Here is an 18868-nt window from a genome sequence, read left to right on the forward strand (position 1 = left end):
TCACGCCGCATCGGCGCGGGGCCTCGCGGCTTCGGGACGCCGTTCCGCGTTGACGACGACCATGGATTCTTCCTCGCCGTCCTGTGGGTCCCCCCAGAATTCTGCAACGCTCGGCCCGTTCTTCACCAACGGGTCGCGCAGGAAGTTCCTGATCTCATAGGGCCATACCCGACGCCCCATCCGCGTGTACCAGCGCATGGCGTGGCGTAGTCCCGCGTCGCGATGGAACAGGACGCGTGCGAGTGCACGCGGGCGAGCCTGGACCGCCACCTCGATGAACTTGAACCACAGCAGCACCCGCCACGGCGCCATGTGCCGGGTCGCCAGCACCTGATGCTTGTAGTCCCAGCGGCGACGATCGGTCTGGATCACCCGCCGATTCGCGGCGATGCTGAAATACGGCGTCCAGCGATGGGGCGTCACGTAGAGCATCTGGATCTGGTCGGGATCGTAGGACAGGAGCTGGCGCAGGCCGCGCCAGTAATCCCGGTCCGTTTCTTCCTCGAACCCGACGACCCAGGTCGCCATGGAGAGGATGCCATGGCGGCGAAGAAGGCGGATCGCCTCGCGGTCCGTGGTGGTGGCGCCGCCCTTCCTGATGCGCGCGAGGGTCGCCTCGTCGGTGCTTTCCAGCCCGAGGAGGAAGCGCGCCCAGCCGGCGCGCTTGTAGAGATGCAGGATGTCGGCGTCGCGCACGATGTCGTCGGCGCGGGTCGAGCCCACCAGGATGAGGTCGACATTCTCCGCGATCAGCGTTTCGAGGAAGACCCGCCACGCCTTCTTCGAGACGGTGGGGTTCTCGTCGGCGAAGTTGATGACCCGCACCCCTTGGTCGCGATGGAGCCGGGCCAGTTCCCTGGCGAACTTGACCGGGTCGCGATGACGCCAGCGGGTCCAGAAGCCACGCTGGCCGCAGTAATTGCAGAGATGCGGACAGCCGCGCGAGAACTGCACGACGACGGCTCTCAGGCCGCCCCAATAGCTGTAGCGGGCATGGTCGATGAGTTCCCAGCCGACGCGGTAGACGTCGAGGTCGCGGATCACCGGCGCGGCCTGCGTGGCATGAGGACCGTCGCCGCTGCGAAAGGCGATGCCCGGCACGGAGGCGAGGGGCGATCCCGCCGAGAGCGCAGCCATCAGGCGGCGCGCCGTCTCCTCGCCCTCCCCGCGCACGATGGCGGTGACGTAGGGCTCGTCCCTCAGGATCTCGCGCCAGTGATAGGTCGGAAACACACCGCCATAGACGATGGGGAGACCCGGCCGGGCGCTCGCCAGTCGAGATGCGATGTCGGCGATGACCGGATGGCCCGAGGTCGAGCCGGAATGCCCAAACAGGACGGCATCGGGACGGAAGGCCAGGGCCTCCGCGACGATGGCGTCCGGGTCCATCGGGCCGAACTCCCCGTCGATCAGGCGCACCTCGTGCCCGTCGTCGATGAGGGGGCCGCCGATGGCGAGAAGCCCCAGGGGCGGGAGATGGTCGTCGGGAATGCGGCTGCCGATGGCCGGGTGGGGTACGTTGACGAGGACGATGCGCATGGCTTTCCCTTTCTCCTGTCTCGATCCCCTCAGGCGGCGGCGGACGTGGCATCCAATCCGCCGAATCGCCGGTCGCGGCACCGGTAGGCGGCAAGCGCCTCTTCGAGGTCGGCGGCGCTGAAATCCGGCCAGTGGCGGCGCGTGAAGTGGAGTTCGGCGTAGGCGCTCTCCCAGAGCAGGAAATCGGAGAGCCGCTGCTCGCCGCTGGTGCGGATCACGAGATCCACCTCGGGCACGCAGGCATCGCCCGTCACCAGGGCCGAGAAGGCAGTGCGGGTGATGCCGGGATCGCTGGCGAGCGCGGCGGCGAGGATGGCGTCGCGGGCGGAATAATCGACGGCGATCCGGAGGTGCAGCGCCTTCCCGGCGAAGGTCGCGGCTTCCGCGCGGCCTATGGCGGCGGCGAGGCCCTCGGGCAGACGGTCGCGCCGGCCGATCACGCTGAGTCGCACGCCGTTCTCCACCAATCGGGAGACCTCGTTGCGGAGGTAGAGCCGCAGGAGCCCCATCAGGGCGGAGACCTCCGCTTCCGGCCGACGCCAGTTGTCGCAGGAGAAGGCGTAGAGGGTGAGGGTGCCGATTCCCTGCTTCGGCGCCGCCTCGACGACCCGGCGGATCGCCTCGACACCTTCCTTGTGGCCGAGCGCGCGGGGCAGGCCGCGCGCCGAGGCCCAGCGCCCGTTGCCATCCATGATGATCCCGACATGCAGGCCGGGTGTCTGTTCGCTTTGCATTACAAAGTTCCCTGGCAAAAAAAGACGGATTTCGGGCGTCAGGCCGGTCGGGCGACGAGGGGGAGGTTCGCGGTTTCGGCGGCCTTGGCAGCGTCCCGGACCACCTGTTCGAGGACGGCGAGGTAGTCGAGGAAACGCGTGCGCCCGGCCTGCGTCAGGTGGCAGGTGGTCAGCGGCCGCGTACCGCCCCGGCCCGTGCCATGAGCTTTGCGGATTTCCACGAGGCCGGCCTCCTGCAGCACCTGGAGGTGGCGGCTGAGATTGCCGTCGGTGAGGCCGCAGAGCTGTTTCAGGTCGCCGAAGGCGAGGCCCTTCGGGGCCGCCATCAGCGAGGTGAGGAGGCCGAGCCGGGCCTTCTCGTGGATGACCCGGTCGAGGCCGTCATAAGCGAAAGGTGCCTCAGGCATCGGTCTCCTCCCGGGCACGGTAGAGGATCGCGGCCATGAGGAACTGGCCGATGGCGAAGGGCAGGCCCATGGTCCAGGGCGAGAGGGCATGGTCGGTACTGGCCAGCATCAGCACGGCGAGGCCTGCCACCATGTACCAGGCGCCGGGCAGCGCGACGCCCTTCGGCAGGGACCGCACCGAGGCGAAGAGCCCGAGGCTGACGAGCACCTGCCACAGGCCGGGCAGCATCCAGAGGCTTTCCGGCGAGACCCGCACCAGGACCAGGGCGAGCAGGGCGCCCGCCGCGCCCGCCGGCAGGAATTGCTCCACCGCGTTCACGATCGCCGTGTCGGTGAGCCCCGCATGGTCGCGCCTGGAGCGAGCCGACATCTCGGCGCCGATGAGGCCGGCGGAGGCCAGGGCGGTGGCGATCCAGCCGCCGAGGAACAGCAGCGGCTGCCCGGTCGGGTCGTCGAGCCAGGCATGCTGCGCCAGGGCGGTGCCGAGGGCGAGGACGCCCGTGGCGGCGATGGCGGAAGGGCCGAACCCGCAGAAGGCGTCGCCGCGGGCGAGCTGCGCGCGGATCGCTACGATATCGGCCAGGGCCTTGTCGAGATCGGACATCCGATGCTCCCGGATCAACTTTGTATCGCAAAGTAAGCCGATCCGGCGGCCGCCCGCAAGTGCCTTCCGGCACGCGGGGTCATCGGCCGCGGGTTTCCTTCAATCCTGCGCCAGTCGCTCGGCCAGGGTGGGCGACAGGCCGATGCTCTCGATGGACGGTGCCGGCTGCCCCGGCGGCAAGCCGCAGATCGCGGCGGCGAGGACCGCGCGGGTGCCCACTTCCACCGAGCACAGGACGGGCACCGGAACCTGCGGCTGGATGCGCTCGGCGAGGCCGGCGAGCGCTGCCCCGCCGAGGATCACCACGTCCGCCCCGTCGCGGAGGGCGCAGGTGGTGCAGGCGGCAGCCAGATCCGCCAGGGCCGCCTCGGGATCTCGCGCGATGCGGTCTCCCGTGGGGGCGATGGTGCGGATGGCGGCGAGTTTGTCGGACAGGCCGATCCCCGCCACGAACTCCTCCAGCATCGGCCCCCAAAGGGCACCTCCGGTGACGATGGCGAAGCGCCCTCCCCGCGCGGTGGCGGCAAGGCAGGAGGCTTCCGCCATTCCCACCACCGGAAGGGGGGAGATCTCGCGAAGCGCCCCGAGCCCCGGATCGCCGAAACAGGCGAGATAGACCGCGTCGCAGCCCTCCGCGTGCTCGGCCAGCGCGTCGAGGGCGGCATGGGCCGCGATCGCCGACGCGGCCCGGCTGGTGATGTAGCGGGCGCCGAAGCGCCCGGTGACCGGCACGAATTCGGCGGCGTCGCCCGCCACCCGCCGTGCATGCCGGGTGACGAGGTCGGTGACGGAGTCGGTCGTGTTGGGGTTGATCAGCAGGATGCGCAAAGGGAATCGATCTCCGGTCAGGCCTTGGCCGCGACCGCCGTCTTACGCATCAGGACGAGATAGATCGAGAAGCCCAGGGCCACGCCGATGAACCAGCTGAAATTCGCCAGACTCCCCAGGGCCGGGATGACGGCGCAGAGCACCGGCACCAGGGCGGAGGGAATGACGCTGTAGATGGCGGCGCGGTTGTAGCCGCCATCGTACCAATACGTGCCCGTCGGGCTCATCGTGTAGAGGTCGTCCACCACCACGTGCTGCTTCCGTACCATGAAGAAGTCGGCGATCAGGATGCCGAAGAGCGGGCCGATGAACGCGCCGAGGATGTCGAGCGTGTAATGGATCACGGCCGGGTTGTTGTAGAGGTTCCACGGGGTGATGAAGATCGAGGCCACGGCCGCGATCATGCCGCCCATGCGCCAGCTGATGTGCTGCGGCGCCACGTTCGAGAAGTCGAAGGCCGGCGAGACGAAGTTGGCCACGATGTTGATGCCGATCGTCGCCGTCATGAAGGTGAAGGCGCCGAGCACCACCGCGTAGGTGTTGTCGATCTTGCTCACCGTCTCCACCGGATCGATGATGAGATGGCCGAAGACCGGGAGTGTCGACGAGGTGGTGATGACGGTGAGCAGCGAGAAGCCGATGAAGTTCACCGGCAGGCCCCAGAAATTGCCGGCCTTCACCGCCGGGAACGACTTTCCGTAGCGTGAGAAATCGCCGAAATTCAACATCGGCCCGGAGAAGTACGAGACGACCAGGGCGACCGCGTTGATCATCACCGGCAGGGCGTCCCAGCCCTGGTACTTCACCTCGCCCAGCGTGAGGCCGACATTCGACACGCCGGCCTTGGCCACGAGGTAGATCGCCAGGGCGATCATCACCACGTAGACGGCGGGGCCGGCCCAATCGATGAACTTGCGGATCGCCTCCATGCCGCGCCAGAACACGAGGGCCTGGATCACCCAGAGCGCCATGAAGGCCGCCCAGCCGAGGCTGGACAGGCCGGCGAAGCCGAACTGGGTTACGTCGGCATAGGGTTTCAGCTCCGGATAGAAGCGCAAGGCCACGATCATGAAGGCGCTGGAGGCGAGGTAGGTCTGGATGCCGTACCAGGCGACCGCGATGAGGCCCCGGATGATGGCGGGGATGTTGGCGCCCTTCACGCCGAAGGAGGCCCGGCAGATCACCGGATAAGGCGTGCCCGTGACCTGGCTCGGCTTGGCCACGAGGTTGCAGAAGAATTGCACGATGAGGATGCCGACGAGCAGCGAGACCAGCACCTGCCAGCTCACGAGGCCGAGGGAGAACAGGCTGCCCGCGGTGATGTAGCCGCCGACGCTGTGGACGTCCGACATCCAGAAGGCGAAGAAATTGTAGGTGCCCCAGGTCTGCTTCCTGAGGGGGGCCAGATCCTCGTTGGTGAGGCGGTCGTCGTAGCCGGGCTTGATCACCACGTCGGCATGGGATGTGGGGACGGCGCCTCCGGACGCGGCCGGTTCGGTGATCGATGCGCTGTGTGACATGAGCCCGGTCCTCCTTCGTCGAGAGGGCCGAAGCCCATGTCCGATGGGCGTCGGCCCAAGCAGGGCGTGTGCCAGCTTGGCAGTACTCCCGCTCACTCGGCCGATATCCCGTAGGGTGCGGTATGCACCGGATAAGCGAGGGTGCTCGGCGAGTGGTCGATTGACAAGACACCTCAAGGCTCTAAGTGTCCCGCAACGCGTGTGCGCGGCTGGTCTAGTGTTCGAACGATCTTTTTCGAACGGACCTCGAAGCCTGGTTCACGACGATCTTCTCCGCGCGGACCCGTACGAGTTCCCGCGCGCAACGGTTCACATCAGCATATGTCTTTTGCCGACCTCGGATTGAGCGACAAGGTCCTCCAGGCCGTCACGGCCGCGGGCTACACGGACCCGACGCCGATCCAGGCTCAAGCCATCCCGCATGTTCTGGCGCGTCGCGACGTGCTCGGCATCGCCCAGACCGGGACCGGCAAGACCGCCGCCTTCACCCTTCCGATGCTCACCCTGCTGGAGAACGGCCGGGCGCGCGCGCGCATGCCGCGCACGCTGATCCTGGAGCCGACCCGCGAACTCGCGGCCCAGGTGGTCGAGAATTTCGATCGCTACGGCCTGAACCACAAGCTCAACGTGGCCCTGATCATCGGCGGCGTCTCCTTCGCCGAGCAGGATGCCAAGCTGATGCGCGGCGCCGACGTGCTGATCGCGACGCCCGGTCGCCTGCTCGACCATTTCGAGCGCGGCAAGCTCTTGCTCACCGGCGTCGAGCTCCTCGTCATCGACGAGGCCGACCGGATGCTCGACATGGGCTTCATCCCCGACATCGAGCGCATCGTGAAGATGGTGCCGTTCACGCGCCAGACCCTGTTCTTCTCCGCCACGATGCCGCCGGAGATCGAGCGGCTGGCGGACGTTTTCCTGCACAACCCGCAGCGGATCGAGGTGGCACGTCCGGCCTCCACCGCAACCACGATCGTACAGAAGCTGGTGGCTGCCGGCTCGGAGGGCCACGAGAAGCGCGACCTCCTGCGCCGGCTCATCCGCGGGGAGGCCGACCTCAACAACGGCATCATCTTCTGCAACCGCAAGCGCGACGTCGCGCTGCTGCAGAAGTCGCTGGCGAGCCACGGCTTCAACGTGGCGGCCCTGCACGGGGACATGGATCAGCGCGCCCGCACGATCGCCCTCGACGGCTTCCGCTCCGGCGAGGTTCCGTTGCTGGTGGCAAGCGACGTCGCGGCCCGCGGCCTCGACATCCCGGCGGTGAGCCACGTCTTCAATTTCGACGTGCCGCATCATCCGGAGGACTACGTCCACCGCATCGGCCGCACCGGCCGCGCGGGTCGTGCCGGCCATGCCTTCACCCTGGTGACCCGCTCCGACGAGCGCTCGGTGACCGCCATCGAGAGCCTGATCGGCCAGCCGATTCCCTGGGCGGAGGGCGATCTCGGCACCCTGGCCGAGCCGTCGGTGGATGTCGTCGAAGAGGGGGAGACCCGGACCCGCCACCGCGGACGCAGTGGCGATGCCGCGCGGCGCTCGCGCGGCGGCGAAGGCGGTCGCTCCGAGGCGGCCAAGCCCGAGGGACGGCGCTCGTCGTCCCGTGAGCGCCCGCCCGCCCGGCGTTCCGAGCCCGCACGGGCCGAGGCCGCCGTCGCTGCCCCCCCCGCTCACGAGGACGTCGCCGATACGCCGCGTGAGGCCCCGCGCCGGCGTGAGCCGTCGCGTCCTCCGCAGGAGCAGCGCACCCCGGATCCGCGCAGGGCCGCCCCCGACCGTAGCCGCGACGAACGCCGTCCCTCACCCCGCCGCCGGGACGACGAAGAGGGTGACACGCCGCTGGGCCTGGGCGAGCATGTGCCCGCCTTCCTTCTGCGTCCGGTCGTTATCAAAAAGGCGAAGTAACGCGCGGGTCCGCAAACTGTTCCCGATACTTTAACGGGCTCTCCACCATCCATCTGCTAGCTTGCGCTCCCCGGCCATCGATGCCGGATCAGGGGGCGAGCGGGGTCGATGAGTCACGGAAGCTACGGTGACAGGGAGAGAACCTTCGCTCTGGCCGACCGCGCCAACGTCCTGATGCGTGACTACGGTTCCTCGGCGACGCCCCAGGCCTATGCCGTCTGGTACACCTACGTGTCGGGCACGCAGCCGCTGATGAACGACGCGATCAAGGGGCTGACCACCGAGAACGGCAGCCTTTCGGATGCCGATATCGATTCCCTCTACGAGACCTATATCGACAGCCGCCGCCTCGTCGCCGCCACTGAGCGGATGAACGCGAACATGCTGGCCGAGATCGAGGGCATCATGGAGGTGATGGACCTCTCTCTGGGTTCGACGGCCCAATACGGCGAGTCGCTTCAGGCCCTGTCGCACGACCTCGACGTATCCGACCAGAACCGCGCCCGCGTCCGCGAGATCATCACGACCCTGGTCTCGACCACCCGGGAAATCACCGCCAGCAACCGGACCCTCGAAGCGCGCATGCGGGAAAGCCGCAACGAGATCGAGACCCTGCGCGAGACCCTGGAAGCGACGCGGCTGGAGAGCCTCACCGATCCCCTCACCGGACTGTCCAACCGCAAGCACTTCGAGGAAAGCCTGCGCAAGATGGTCGACGGCGCCGCCAGCCAGGCGATCCCCTCCAGCCTGATCGTCATCGACGTCGATTTCTTCAAGCGCTTCAACGACGTCTACGGCCACCTCACGGGCGATCAGGTGCTCCGGCTCGTGGCCATCGTCATGCGCGAGCATCTCAAGGCTCGTGTCACCCTCGCCCGTTTCGGCGGTGAGGAATTCGGGATTCTCCTGCCCGAGACCAACCGTGCCGCGGCCGTCGCCATCGGCGAGAAGGTCCGTGCCAGCGTGATGGGCCGTGAACTGGTGAAGCGGACCACGGGAGAGTCCCTCGGCAAAGTGACGATCTCCCTCGGGGTCGCCACGTCGCGCCCGGGCGACACTGCCGTGTCCCTCCTCGAACGCGCCGACCAGTGCATGTTCATGGCCAAGCGCGACGGCCGCAACCGGACCGTGGACGATTCCCGCGTCGCGTTGGAGACGCTCACGGCCGTGGCGTGAGCGCCTCCGCGAGCTGGGACCGCTCTCGCTTCAGGCCGATGCGCGGAGCGTTTCGGGATTGGCCGGCGTGATCGCGACGGACTCGCCGCAGCCGCAGGACGAGGTCTGGTTCGGGTTGTTGAACACGAACTGGGACGACAGCTTCGTCGTCTTGAAGTCCATTTCCGTGCCGAGGAGGAACAGGAGCGCCTTCGGGTCGACGAACACCGTCACCCCGCGATCCTCCACCATATCCTCGCCGGGGTTGCGCCCTTCGGCATATTCCATCGTGTAGGACATGCCGGCGCAGCCGCCGTTCTTCACACCGACCCTCAGGCCGGCGATGGGCTTCTCGGCATCGGCGATGATGGCCTTGATCCGGTCCGCCGCTGCGTCGGTGAGGGACAGGACCTTGAAACTCTTGAGCATGGGTCTCTCCGGCAGCCGGGTTCAAGGCCCGGGCGGTTGAGGATGATGGTACGTCGTTAAGATAAGGATGGCGGAGGCCGCGGTCCACTGTCGTCATGAGGCACCAGCCGGCGGTCTTCGGATTATGCTATCATCCCGGGCGGCCGAGGACGGATTTCATGGCACAGACGGCACGACGCCTGATGAGCGTAGAAGAATTCTTTGATTGGCAGCAACGCCAGGATTTTCTCTACGAACTCGTCGATGGCGTGCCGGTCCCGCACGTGAAAATGATGACGGGTGCCAGTGCGCAGCACGACCGCGTCACCGTGAACATCATTGCCGCTCTCCACGGCCAGCTTCGCGGAACGGGGTGTCGGCCGACGACGGACGATATCGGCCTGCGCACGGGGATCTCGACCTTGCGCCGGCCTGACGTGACCGTGGAATGCGGCGATCTCATCTTGGACAGCTACGAGAGCCGGACACCCAGACTTGTCGTCGAGGTATTGTCACCCTCGACGAGCACCATCGATCGCTTCCGGAAGCTGGAGGAGTACAAGCGTCATCCGACGATCGCCTACATCCTGCTCGTGGAGACCCGGTGGCCCAGCGCGACCTTGTATCGGCGCGACGGCGAGGCATGGATGACACAAGCCTTCGAGGCGATCGACGACACCATCGATCTGCCGATCATCGCGGCAAGGCTGCGGATGACGGATGTCTACGACAGCATGACGTTTGCCCCGCACCGCGAGGCACCGATCAACTGAGGCGTGCTACCACATGTCGAGGGCGACGCGGGCTTCGTCCGACATCCGGCTCTGGTCCCACGGCGGATCGAATACCATCGTGACGCTGCAGGATTGGATGCCCGGCACGGCGGCGACCGCCGTCTCGACCCAGCCCGGCATCTCGCCGGCCACGGGACAGCCGGGCGCCGTCAGCGTCATGTCGATGGCGACCGTACGGTCGTCGGCGATGTCGACCTTGTAGATCAGGCCGAGCTCGTAGATGTCGGCCGGGATCTCGGGATCGTAGACGCTCTTCAAAGCGGCGACGATGGCGTCGGTCAGCCGGTCGAGCTCTTCGGGCGGGATCGCCGAATCGCTGGCGATGGCGGGGGTGTTGGCTCCGCCGGTGATGGTCGAGTCGCTCATGGTGTGGATCCTCAGGCGAACATCATCTCGGCCTTGGCCAGTGCCTCGGCGAGGGCGTCCACTTCCGCATGGGTATTATACAGGCCGAACGAGGCGCGACAGGTGGAGGTCGCACCAAATCGTGTGAGGAGCGGCATGGCGCAATGGGTGCCGGCCCGGATCGCGACGCCGTAGCGGTCGATCACGGTGGCGATGTCGTGGGCATGCGCGCCTTTCATCTCGAAGGCGATGACCCCGCCCTTGCCCTTCGCGGTGCCGATCATCCGCACGGAATTCATGGCTCCGAGGCGCTCCTGCGCGTAGGCGAGCAGCGAGGCCTCGTGCGCCGCGATTCTCTCGCGCCCGAGGGTCATCATGAATTCCAGCGCCGCGCCGAGGCCCACCGCCTCGATGATCGCCGGCGTTCCGGCCTCGAACCGGTGCGGCGGGTCGTTATAGGTGATCGTGTCCTGCGAGACGGTCCGGATCATTTCGCCGCCGCCCTGGTAGGGAGGCAGGCGCTCCAGCCATTCCTTCTTGCCGTAGAGCACGCCGATCCCGGTGGGGCCGTAGACCTTGTGGCCGGTGAAGACGAAGAAGTCGCAATCGAGCGCCTTCACGTCGATCTCCTGGTGGACCGCGCTCTGGGCGCCATCCAGAAGCACCGGCACGCCGTGAGCGTGGGCGATGCGGACGATCTCGGCCGCCGGCGTCACCGTGCCGAGCACGTTGGACATGTGGGTGATCGCCACCATCCTGGTGCGCGGCGTGAACAGTTTTTCGTACTCGTCGACGAGGAAATTGCCCGCGTCGTCCACCGGCGCCCACTTGATGACGGCTCCTCTGCGCTCACGCAAAAAGTGCCAGGGTACGATGTTGGAATGGTGCTCCATGATCGAGAGGATGATCTCGTCCCCCTCCCCGATCTGGCCGAGCAACCCCATGGACGAGGCCACGAGGTTGTAGGCCTCGGTGGCGTTGCGGGTGAAGATGATCTCGTCGGTGGACTCGGCGTTGAGGAACTGCCGCGTGGTCTCGCGCGCGCCCTCGAACCCCTCGGTCGCGGCATTCGCCATGAAATGCAGCCCGCGATGGACGTTGGCGTAGCCGGTCTCCATGCAGTTCACCATGGCGTCGATCACCGCGCGCGGCTTCTGCGACGAGGCCGCGTTGTCGAGATAGACCAGCGGCCGGCCATAGACCTTCTGGGCCAGGATCGGGAACTCGGCCCGGATCGCCTGGACGTCGTAGGGGGTGTTCGGGACGGGTGCGTTCATGGCGATACCTGTTGGGCGTTGGAGGCCCACGACCCTCCCCCCTCTGCGGGGGAGGGTGCCTCGCGGAGCGAGGCGGGAGAGGGGCAGCACTGCCGTTGGATGGCGTGTTCGACCGTGTCCATCACCAAACCGAGGTTGCTAAGGACGAGGTCTTTCGGGAAGCGAGGCGAGATTTCGTTCAGCTTCGGCGCCTGATCCATCGATCGTACCCCTTCAGCGTCTTACGCGGTCCTTCTCCCCTCTGCGGGAGAAGGTGGCCCGCGAAGCGGGTCGGATGACGGGAGCGCCCAATCTAGAAACGTCGTCCCCTCTCCCGGTCGCTCCGCGACCACCCTCCCCCGCAGAGGGGGGAGGGTTTTGTCAGGCCCGCGCCGCGAGCCACGCCTCGATCGTGCCGATCAGTGCCTCGCGGGCGCCCTCGTGGCTGACCGACTCGATGGCCGCCCCGAGGAAGGCCTGGACCAGCAGGCTCTCGGCCTGGGCCTTCGGCAGCCCGCGCTGCATCAGGTAGAACAGCAGGTCGTCGTCGAGTGCGCCGCAGGTAGCACCGTGGCCACAGGCGACGTCGTCGGCGAAGATCTCCAGTTCGGGCTTGTTCATCATCTGGCCCTCGTCGGACAGGATGAGACAGGCCGACATCATCTTGCCGTCGGTCTGCTGGGCCGCCTGCTGGACGATGATCTTGCCCTGGAACACGCCCGTGGCTTCGCCATCCACCACGGTCTTGAACAGCTCGCGGCTGACGCCGCCCGTGGCGGCATGGTCGGCCAGGAAGGTGGTGTCGGAGAGTTGCTTGCCGTTGAGCATGGCCGCGCCGTTCACCACCGCGCGGGCATCGGCCCCGGCGAAGTTCAGGTAGACCTGATGCCGGGAGAGCACCGCGCCCACCACCACGTTCACGGTCTCCACCGCAGCCTCGGCGCCAAGCTTGACGGACAGGGTCGACAAGGCCACCGCCTCGCGGCCCTCCGCGTTCAGGCGCGCATGCCGGAAGGTGGCGTTGTCGGCCACCACCACGTCCATGGCATCGTTCGGCTGGTAGGCGATGCCGTCCGGCCCTTCGTGACTCTCCAGGATCAGCGCTTCCGCGCCCTCCCCCAGCGTGACGAGCACGCGGGTGGCGGTGGAATAGGCCTCCGACCCGGTGCCGATGAAGCGCAAGTGCAAGGGCGTCTCGACCTTGGCCCCGGCCTCCACGCTGATCAGCGCGCCGTCCGCCAGGAAGGCGGTGTTGAGCTGGTAGATCGGGTTCTCGGAGGCCTGACGAACGGGGGTCAGTTTCTCCAGAAGCGCGTTCCCGGTGGTCAGCGCCTCGTTGAGCGGCGTCACGGTGATGCCGGCCGGGATGCGGCCGAGATCCGACTGGTCGGCGATCAGGTGACCGTTGACGAAGGTGAGGCGCACGGCGTCGATCCCCGCGAAGCCCTTCGCCTCTTCGACAGCCGCCTTGGCGGTGTCGGCGGAGGGCATCTCGGCCGGGTGGGCGGCATCGCGGAACGCGGAGCGCAGGTCGGTGTATTTGAACGCCTCGACGCGGCGGGTCGGCAGGCCCACCGCCTCGAAATAGCGGAAGGCCTCCTCACGGGCGATGGACACGCCCGTGGGGTACTTCATCTTCGTGGCTTCGAAGAGCTTCGACAGGCCGGTCTCGGCCGCCGTGCGCAAGGGGGTGATGTCGGCCATATTAGGCGGCCTCATTCGTGCGGTACTCGGCGTAGCCGGAAGCCTCGAGCGCCTTGGCGAGGTCCTTGTCGCCCGACTTCACGATCTGGCCCTGCGACATCACGTGGACCACGTCCGGCACGATGTAGTCGAGCAGGCGCTGGTAGTGGGTGATGACGAGGAACGAGCGGCCCTGCGCGCGGAGCGCGTTCACGCCGCCGGAGACGATGCGCAGGGCATCGATGTCGAGGCCAGAATCAGTCTCGTCGAGGACGCAGAACTTCGGCTCCAGCAGAGCCATCTGCAGGATCTCCATGCGCTTCTTCTCGCCGCCGGAGAACCCGACATTGAGGGCGCGCTTGAGCATCTCCTTGTTGATTTCCAGCTTCTCCGCCGCCCCATTCACCTTACGGATGAAGTCGGGTGTGGAAAGCTCACCCTCGCCGCGCGCCCGGCGCTGGGCATTGAGCGTCGCCTTGAGGAAGGTCATGGTGCCCACGCCCGGGATCTCCAGCGGGTACTGGAAGGCCAGGAACACGCCCGAGGCTGCGCGCTCGTCGGGGCTCATCTCCAGGATGTTCACACCGTCGAGCAGGATCTCGCCGTCGAGGACCTCATAATCCTCTTTGCCGGCGATGACGTAGGACAGGGTCGACTTGCCAGAGCCGTTCGGACCCATGATGGCGGCGACTTCGCCGTCCTTCACGGTGAGGTTGAGACCGTTGAGGATCTGCTTGTCCTCGATGGCGACGGTCAGGTTCTTGATTTCGATCATGCGTCGGTTCCGTCTAGTCAGTTATTCGTTGAGACGCCGAGGCGAAGCGCCATCGCCGGCCTTGTCTTGGTTGTCATGTTGCAACGGGCATCGCTGCCCTCAATCACCCATCCCGAGATAGCCGATCACCACCTGGATCATGCGCTTGCGCATGGCCGTCTTGGTGAGCGGATCGAACTCGCCGAGATCTACGCGTTGCATCGTGGCCCGCTGGCCGCCTGGCGCGAACAGCACCGAGAAATCGCCCCCGCCCGTGACCACGATGACGACTTCCGCCGGGCGGCCGGCCTTGGCGAAAGCAATCTGGTTGGGCTTGAATCCCGTTGATACGCCCCGCTGCTTGAGCGCCTTCGCGCTCTCCACGTCACTCTTGTAGAACGCGGCGAGAAACTCGCCCGCCGCGCGGTAGCGCATCCGCCGCTCCGCTTCCGCCCGCCGCTCCGCCGCTCCGAGTTCGCTGAGCGCCTGATCGAAGCCGGACGTCGTTGGCTCCTGACCCCACGCACTGTCCACATCGAGCGACTCGTGCGACGGAGGGTCTTCCTGGGTCATCGATCGTCGCTCCAAGCTCGCACCCAAGCCCTTCGCGTGCACAGGTGCCGGAATTGTTCCGACGCCTGTCGGTGCAAGATGCAGGCTTGTCACCCCACCGAGCCTTCGAGGCTGATCGAGATCAGCTTCTGGGCCTCGACGGCGAACTCCATCGGCAGCTGCTGCAGCACGTCGCGGACGAAGCCGTTGACGATGAGCGCGGTCGCCTCCTCGTTGGAGAGGCCGCGCTGCTGGCAATAGAACATCTGGTCTTCCGAGATCTTCGAGGTGGTGGCCTCGTGCTCGAACTGCGCCGACGAATTTTTGGACTCGATGTACGGCACCGTGTGCGCGCCGCACTGGTCGCCGATGAGCAGCGAATCGCAGTTCGTGAAGTTGCGCGCGCCCGTGGCCTTGCGGTGCGCGGACACCAGCCCGCGGTAGGTGTTCTGCGAACGCCCGGCGGAAATACCCTTCGAGATGATCCGGCTCGTCGTGTTCTTGCCGAGATGGATCATCTTGGTGCCGGAATCGACCTGCTGCATGCCGTTCGACACCGCGATCGAGTAGAACTCGCCGCGGGAATTGTCGCCGCGCAGGATACAGGACGGGTACTTCCAGGTGATCGCCGAGCCGGTCTCGACCTGGGTCCACGAGATCTTCGAGTTGGCGCCGCGGCAGTCGCCGCGCTTGGTGACGAAGTTGTAGATGCCGCCCTTGCCCTCGTTGTCTCCGGGGTACCAGTTCTGGACCGTCGAGTACTTGATCTCGGCGTCGTCGAGCGCGACGAGCTCGACCACGGCGGCATGGAGCTGGTTGTCGTCGCGCTTCGGGGCGGTGCAGCCCTCGAGATACGAGACGTAAGAGCCCTTGTCGGCGATGATCAGCGTGCGCTCGAACTGCCCCGTGTCGCGCTCGTTGATGCGGAAATAGGTCGACAGCTCCATCGGGCAGCGCACGCCCGGCGGGATATAGACGAACGAGCCGTCGGAGAAGACGGCGGAGTTCAGGGTCGCGAAGAAGTTGTCGGTCACGGGCACGACCGAGCCGAGATACTTCCGCACGAGGTCCGGGTATTCGCGGATGGCCTCGGAGATCGGCATGAAGATCACGCCGGCCTTCGACAGCTCAGCCTTGAACGTGGTGGCCACCGAGACCGAGTCGAACACCGCGTCGACGGCGACCCGACGCTCGGGGGCGATGCCCTCCAGCACTTCGACCTCGCGCAGGGGAATTCCGAGCTTCTCGTAGGTCTTCAGGATCTCGGGGTCGATCTCGTCGAGGGACATCGCCGCCGGGCGCTTGGGCGCCGCGTAGTAGTAGATGTCCTTGTAATCGACCTTGTCATACGAGACCCGCGCCCATTCGGGCTCCTTCATGGTCTGCCAGCGCTTGTAGGCGTCGAGGCGCCAGGCCAACATCCATTCGGGCTCGTCCTTCTTGGCCGAGATGAAGCGGATCACGTCCTCGGAGATGCCCTTGGCGGACTTCTCCATCTCGATCGTGGTCTCGAACCCGTACTTGTACTGGTCGAGGTCGATCGAGCGGACCCGGTCGATGGTTTCCTGCACTGCAGGCATTGCACGTCTCCTGACCTACACCGGCGTCAAGGGCCGGGGGTTTTCGCGAGAGGATGGCTTGGGTGGGCGGCGCTTCAGGCCGCCTGCCCTCGCCGTTGATATAGGGTCCCCACGTGCCGTTCGAAGGCCGTGAGGAAGCGTGAGCGGTCGCTTTCCGTGCTGTTCCAGCCGAAACTGACGCGCAGCGCCCCCGCAGCCAGCGCGGGGCTCACGCCCATGGCGGCCAGAACGGTCGAGCGGGCGACCTTGCCCGACGAGCAGGCCGATCCGGACGAGATCGCGATGCCGGCGAGATCCAGCGCCATCAGCGCGGTTGCCGCATCGAGGTCCGGCACGGAAAAGCACAGGGTGTTGGGAAGGCGCGGCGCGCCGCTCCCGAAGATGACGGCATCCGGTGCGATCCGAAGAAGAGCGCTTTCCATGGAGTCACGAAGACCGGCATCGATCGCCGAGAGGCCCGCCTGGGCGATCCGTGCCGCCTCGCTCAGCCCAACGAGGCCGGGCAGGTTCTCCGTACCGCAGCGCAGGCGAGATTCCTGGCCGCCGCCGCGCAGGAAAGCCTGCTCCAGGGTGACGCCTTCGGCCAGCACGATGGCGCCCGTGCCCTTTGGCGCGGCGAACTTGTGTCCGGACAGGGTAAGGGCATCGAGGCCGAGCCCCGCACAATCGAGAGGGATTTTCCCCACCGCCTGCACCGCGTCGCTATGGACGAGGGCGCGGCCATGCGCTTTGGCCAAGGCGACGATCTCGGCGAGGGGCTGGATCACGCCGGTCTCGTTGTTGGCCGCATGGATGGAGACCAGCACGGCCTCCTCGCGCGCGCGCTCCAAGCCTCGCTCCAAGGCGGTGAGGTCGATCAGCCCGGACGGCAGCACCGGCACGACCTCCACCGATTCCGGCGCGAAGCGGTGTCCCGCCAGAACGCAAGGATGCTCGGTGGCGCCCACCAGGAGGCGTGTGGGCGCGGGACGTCCGGCCTTGGTCAGTGCGCCGGACAGGACCGCATTGGCCGCTTCGGTGCCGCCGCTGGTGAAGACGACGCGGCCCCGGCCGGCCCCGACCAGGGCGGCGACATGCTCGCGTGCCGCTTCCAGCGCGGCCTTCGCCGTCCGGCCCTCGCGATGGATCGACGAGGGGTTGCCCGGCAATTCCAGCGCCCGCGCGACCGCCGCCGCCACCTCCGGGCGAACCGGCGATGTCGCGTTGTGGTCGAGATAGGCGCGCGAAACACTCATGCGTTGGTCAAGGTCCGAACCGACATTTCCTTGCTTTTGCCCCCCGTCATCATGCTAAGGCGCCGGAACGACACGTCTTCGCCAAGCGCCGAGCTTCGGGAGGCGACCGATCCGAGATCTCTCGAAACGATCTAGTTTAGAATGATTCTAATAACCTAGAATTATTCTAAGAGCGTTTTTAAGAGTGCGGCGCAGCGAGTCAAGGCGCGTTGGCCGACAAGGATGGGTTGCCCTCGCACTGCGGCGCCAGGAGTTTTGGAAAGACCATGCCCGAAGTCATCTTCACCGGACCCGCCGGCCGTCTCGAGGGGCGCTACCAGGCGCCCAAGAAGAAGGGCGCGCCGATCGCGATCGTGCTGCATCCGCACCCCCAGTTTGGGGGCACGATGAACAATCAGATCGTGTACAATCTTTTCTACACCTTCGCCAATCGCGGCTTCGCAGCGCTTCGCTTCAATTTCCGCGGCGTCGGCCGCAGCCAGGGCAATTTCGACCATGGCACGGGCGAATTGTCCGATGCGGCCTCGGCGCTCGACTGGGTGCAGTCGGTCAATCCCGAGGCGCGGGCCTGCTGGATCGCCGGCGTCTCGTTCGGTTCGTGGATCGGCATGCAGCTGCTCATGCGCCGCCCCGAGATCGAGGGTTTCATCTCCATCGCTGCCATGGCCAACCGCTACGACTTCACCTTCCTCGCCCCCTGCCCGTCTTCCGGCCTGTTCGTGCACGGCTCCGAGGACCGCGTGGCTCCCGCCCGCGAGGTGATGCCGGTGATCGAGAAGGTGAAGGTGCAGAAGGGCGTCATCATCGAGCATCAGGTGGTCGAGGGCGCCAACCACTTCTTCGACGGCAAGGTCGACGAGCTGACCCAGACGGTCGACACCTATCTCGACAAGCGTCTCGGCCCGAAAGATCAGGTGGGCTGAGACCAGCGAGGGGAATCGATCTGCCGTCCGCGATCCTCTTTCGAAAGCCGGCGTAGCGCCAAGCTCCGCCGGCTTTCATCGATTGGGAGGAAGTATGCCAGGCGATCGGCTGAGATAGCGCGAGCGCTGCCTAGCTCTTGATCAAGGCGGTGAAATCCGACCATTGCTCGACACGGAAGGCTCTGATGTCGCGTACCGATTGCTGGAACCAGCCCAGCCCCTTCAGAGCCGTGATGGCCGAGAACAGCTTGGCCAGATCCTCGTCCTTGCTGGTGTAGAGGCTGCCCTGCACCCAGTCGAAACCATGCCCAGAGAGGGTGGTGCGGATGTCGCTATAGGCTTGCGACACACCTTTGGGATGATGGGTCTGAGCCTCCGCCACCACCAGATCGAACGCGATGGCGAACATCACCGCTCTCTGGGATCGTCCAAAACGTCGGCGAGTCGATAATCGATCTCCTCACCGGTCTCCAGCACGCGAACCCGCATCAGCCACTCGCCATCCACAAGCGCATTGCCCACGCTGACGATCTCATAGACGGGGCCGACCTGGCCGAACCGCCGCCACGTCCCGACGAGGCCCTGCGGGTTTGGAAGTGAAACGGGTGCCATATCGTTCATGGCGCCATCCTACAGCTTTTTGCGGACC

The 18868-nt window shown here is 66.5% G+C and carries 20 protein-coding genes; 4 read left to right on the plus strand and 16 right to left on the minus strand.

What is annotated here, in order from left to right:
• The 6 genes from bchE to ASF34_RS04350 form a co-directional block, all read right to left on the minus strand.
• Nucleotides 1-1539: a magnesium-protoporphyrin IX monomethyl ester anaerobic oxidative cyclase gene (gene bchE / locus ASF34_RS04325; RefSeq protein WP_056159108.1), complete on the minus strand. Its 1539-nt coding sequence runs from the start codon at nucleotides 1537-1539 to the stop codon at nucleotides 1-3.
• A gap of 29 nt (nucleotides 1540-1568) precedes the next feature.
• Nucleotides 1569-2273: a di-trans,poly-cis-decaprenylcistransferase gene (locus ASF34_RS04330; RefSeq protein WP_056159111.1), complete on the minus strand. Its 705-nt coding sequence runs from the start codon at nucleotides 2271-2273 to the stop codon at nucleotides 1569-1571.
• Between the two features lie 38 nt (nucleotides 2274-2311).
• A complete protein-coding gene (locus ASF34_RS04335; protein WP_056159114.1) occupies nucleotides 2312-2680 on the minus strand; it encodes a transcriptional regulator in 369 nt (122 codons plus the stop codon).
• Complete coding sequence (locus ASF34_RS04340) at nucleotides 2673-3284, minus strand: hypothetical protein (RefSeq protein WP_056159116.1); 612 nt, start codon at nucleotides 3282-3284, stop codon at nucleotides 2673-2675. Before ASF34_RS04340 ends, ASF34_RS04335 begins: the two co-directional genes overlap by 8 nt.
• Nucleotides 3285-3383: 99 nt before the next feature.
• Nucleotides 3384-4112: an aspartate/glutamate racemase family protein gene (locus tag ASF34_RS04345; RefSeq protein ID WP_056159119.1), complete on the minus strand. Its 729-nt coding sequence runs from the start codon at nucleotides 4110-4112 to the stop codon at nucleotides 3384-3386.
• A 17-nt stretch (nucleotides 4113-4129) separates the two neighbouring features.
• On the minus strand, nucleotides 4130-5632 hold the full coding sequence (locus tag ASF34_RS04350; RefSeq protein ID WP_056159121.1) for an NCS1 family nucleobase:cation symporter-1: 1503 nt from the start codon (nucleotides 5630-5632) through the stop codon (nucleotides 4130-4132).
• A gap of 321 nt (nucleotides 5633-5953) precedes the next feature.
• Here ASF34_RS04350 and ASF34_RS04355 point away from each other — a divergent pair, with 321 nt between their 5' ends.
• The gene (locus tag ASF34_RS04355) at nucleotides 5954-7534 is read left to right on the plus strand and encodes a DEAD/DEAH box helicase (RefSeq protein ID WP_056159125.1); all 1581 of its coding nucleotides are present in this window, start codon (nucleotides 5954-5956) and stop codon (nucleotides 7532-7534) included.
• Between the two features lie 108 nt (nucleotides 7535-7642).
• Complete coding sequence (locus ASF34_RS04360; RefSeq protein ID WP_018043451.1) at nucleotides 7643-8710, plus strand: GGDEF domain-containing protein; 1068 nt, start codon at nucleotides 7643-7645, stop codon at nucleotides 8708-8710.
• A 30-nt stretch (nucleotides 8711-8740) separates the two neighbouring features.
• Here ASF34_RS04360 and ASF34_RS04365 read toward each other — a convergent pair whose 3' ends face one another.
• Nucleotides 8741-9118: a HesB/IscA family protein gene (locus tag ASF34_RS04365; protein WP_056159128.1), complete on the minus strand. Its 378-nt coding sequence runs from the start codon at nucleotides 9116-9118 to the stop codon at nucleotides 8741-8743.
• A gap of 158 nt (nucleotides 9119-9276) precedes the next feature.
• On the opposite strand from ASF34_RS04365, the gene ASF34_RS04370 reads away from it, so the two are divergent.
• Nucleotides 9277-9870, plus strand: coding sequence for a Uma2 family endonuclease (locus ASF34_RS04370; protein ID WP_244478891.1), 594 nt, complete (start codon nucleotides 9277-9279; stop codon nucleotides 9868-9870).
• A 6-nt stretch (nucleotides 9871-9876) separates the two neighbouring features.
• Here ASF34_RS04370 and ASF34_RS04375 read toward each other — a convergent pair whose 3' ends face one another.
• The 7 genes from ASF34_RS04375 to ASF34_RS04405 all read right to left on the minus strand — a co-directional run bounded on the left by ASF34_RS04375 (nucleotide 9877) and on the right by ASF34_RS04405 (nucleotide 17296).
• A complete protein-coding gene (locus ASF34_RS04375; RefSeq protein WP_018043448.1) occupies nucleotides 9877-10257 on the minus strand; it encodes an SUF system Fe-S cluster assembly protein in 381 nt (126 codons plus the stop codon).
• Between the two features lie 11 nt (nucleotides 10258-10268).
• Nucleotides 10269-11513: a cysteine desulfurase gene (locus ASF34_RS04380; RefSeq protein WP_018043447.1), complete on the minus strand. Its 1245-nt coding sequence runs from the start codon at nucleotides 11511-11513 to the stop codon at nucleotides 10269-10271.
• A 360-nt stretch (nucleotides 11514-11873) separates the two neighbouring features.
• A complete protein-coding gene (sufD, locus tag ASF34_RS04385; protein ID WP_018043445.1) occupies nucleotides 11874-13196 on the minus strand; it encodes a Fe-S cluster assembly protein SufD in 1323 nt (440 codons plus the stop codon).
• A 1-nt stretch (nucleotide 13197) separates the two neighbouring features.
• A complete protein-coding gene (sufC, locus tag ASF34_RS04390) occupies nucleotides 13198-13950 on the minus strand; it encodes a Fe-S cluster assembly ATPase SufC (RefSeq protein WP_018043444.1) in 753 nt (250 codons plus the stop codon).
• Nucleotides 13951-14049: 99 nt separating this feature from the next.
• Entirely contained in the window at nucleotides 14050-14502 is a 453-nt protein-coding gene (locus tag ASF34_RS04395) for a hypothetical protein (RefSeq protein WP_018043443.1), read from the minus strand.
• 89 nt (nucleotides 14503-14591) lie between these two features.
• Nucleotides 14592-16061 carry a Fe-S cluster assembly protein SufB gene (gene sufB, locus ASF34_RS04400; RefSeq protein ID WP_026175872.1) on the minus strand — a complete coding sequence of 490 codons (1470 nt, stop codon included), beginning with the start codon at nucleotides 16059-16061 and terminating at the stop codon, nucleotides 14592-14594.
• 74 nt (nucleotides 16062-16135) lie between these two features.
• Nucleotides 16136-17296, minus strand: coding sequence for a cysteine desulfurase family protein (locus tag ASF34_RS04405; RefSeq protein ID WP_056159134.1), 1161 nt, complete (start codon nucleotides 17294-17296; stop codon nucleotides 16136-16138).
• A gap of 266 nt (nucleotides 17297-17562) precedes the next feature.
• Between ASF34_RS04405 and ASF34_RS04410 the strand changes: the two genes are divergently transcribed.
• Nucleotides 17563-18219: an alpha/beta hydrolase gene (locus ASF34_RS04410; RefSeq protein WP_018043440.1), complete on the plus strand. Its 657-nt coding sequence runs from the start codon at nucleotides 17563-17565 to the stop codon at nucleotides 18217-18219.
• A gap of 130 nt (nucleotides 18220-18349) precedes the next feature.
• Here ASF34_RS04410 and ASF34_RS04415 read toward each other — a convergent pair whose 3' ends face one another.
• Nucleotides 18350-18628: a virulence factor gene (locus ASF34_RS04415; protein ID WP_056159136.1), complete on the minus strand. Its 279-nt coding sequence runs from the start codon at nucleotides 18626-18628 to the stop codon at nucleotides 18350-18352.
• Nucleotides 18628-18840 (minus strand): DUF5397 family protein, encoded by a 213-nt coding sequence (locus ASF34_RS04420; RefSeq protein ID WP_056159139.1) that lies wholly within the window; start codon nucleotides 18838-18840, stop codon nucleotides 18628-18630. The genes ASF34_RS04415 and ASF34_RS04420 overlap by 1 nt, the downstream gene beginning before the upstream one ends.
• Between the last annotated feature and the right edge of the window lie 28 nt (nucleotides 18841-18868).

This window comes from Methylobacterium sp. Leaf106, from assembly GCF_001422895.1.
Lineage (GTDB): Bacteria > Pseudomonadota > Alphaproteobacteria > Rhizobiales > Beijerinckiaceae > Methylobacterium > Methylobacterium bullatum.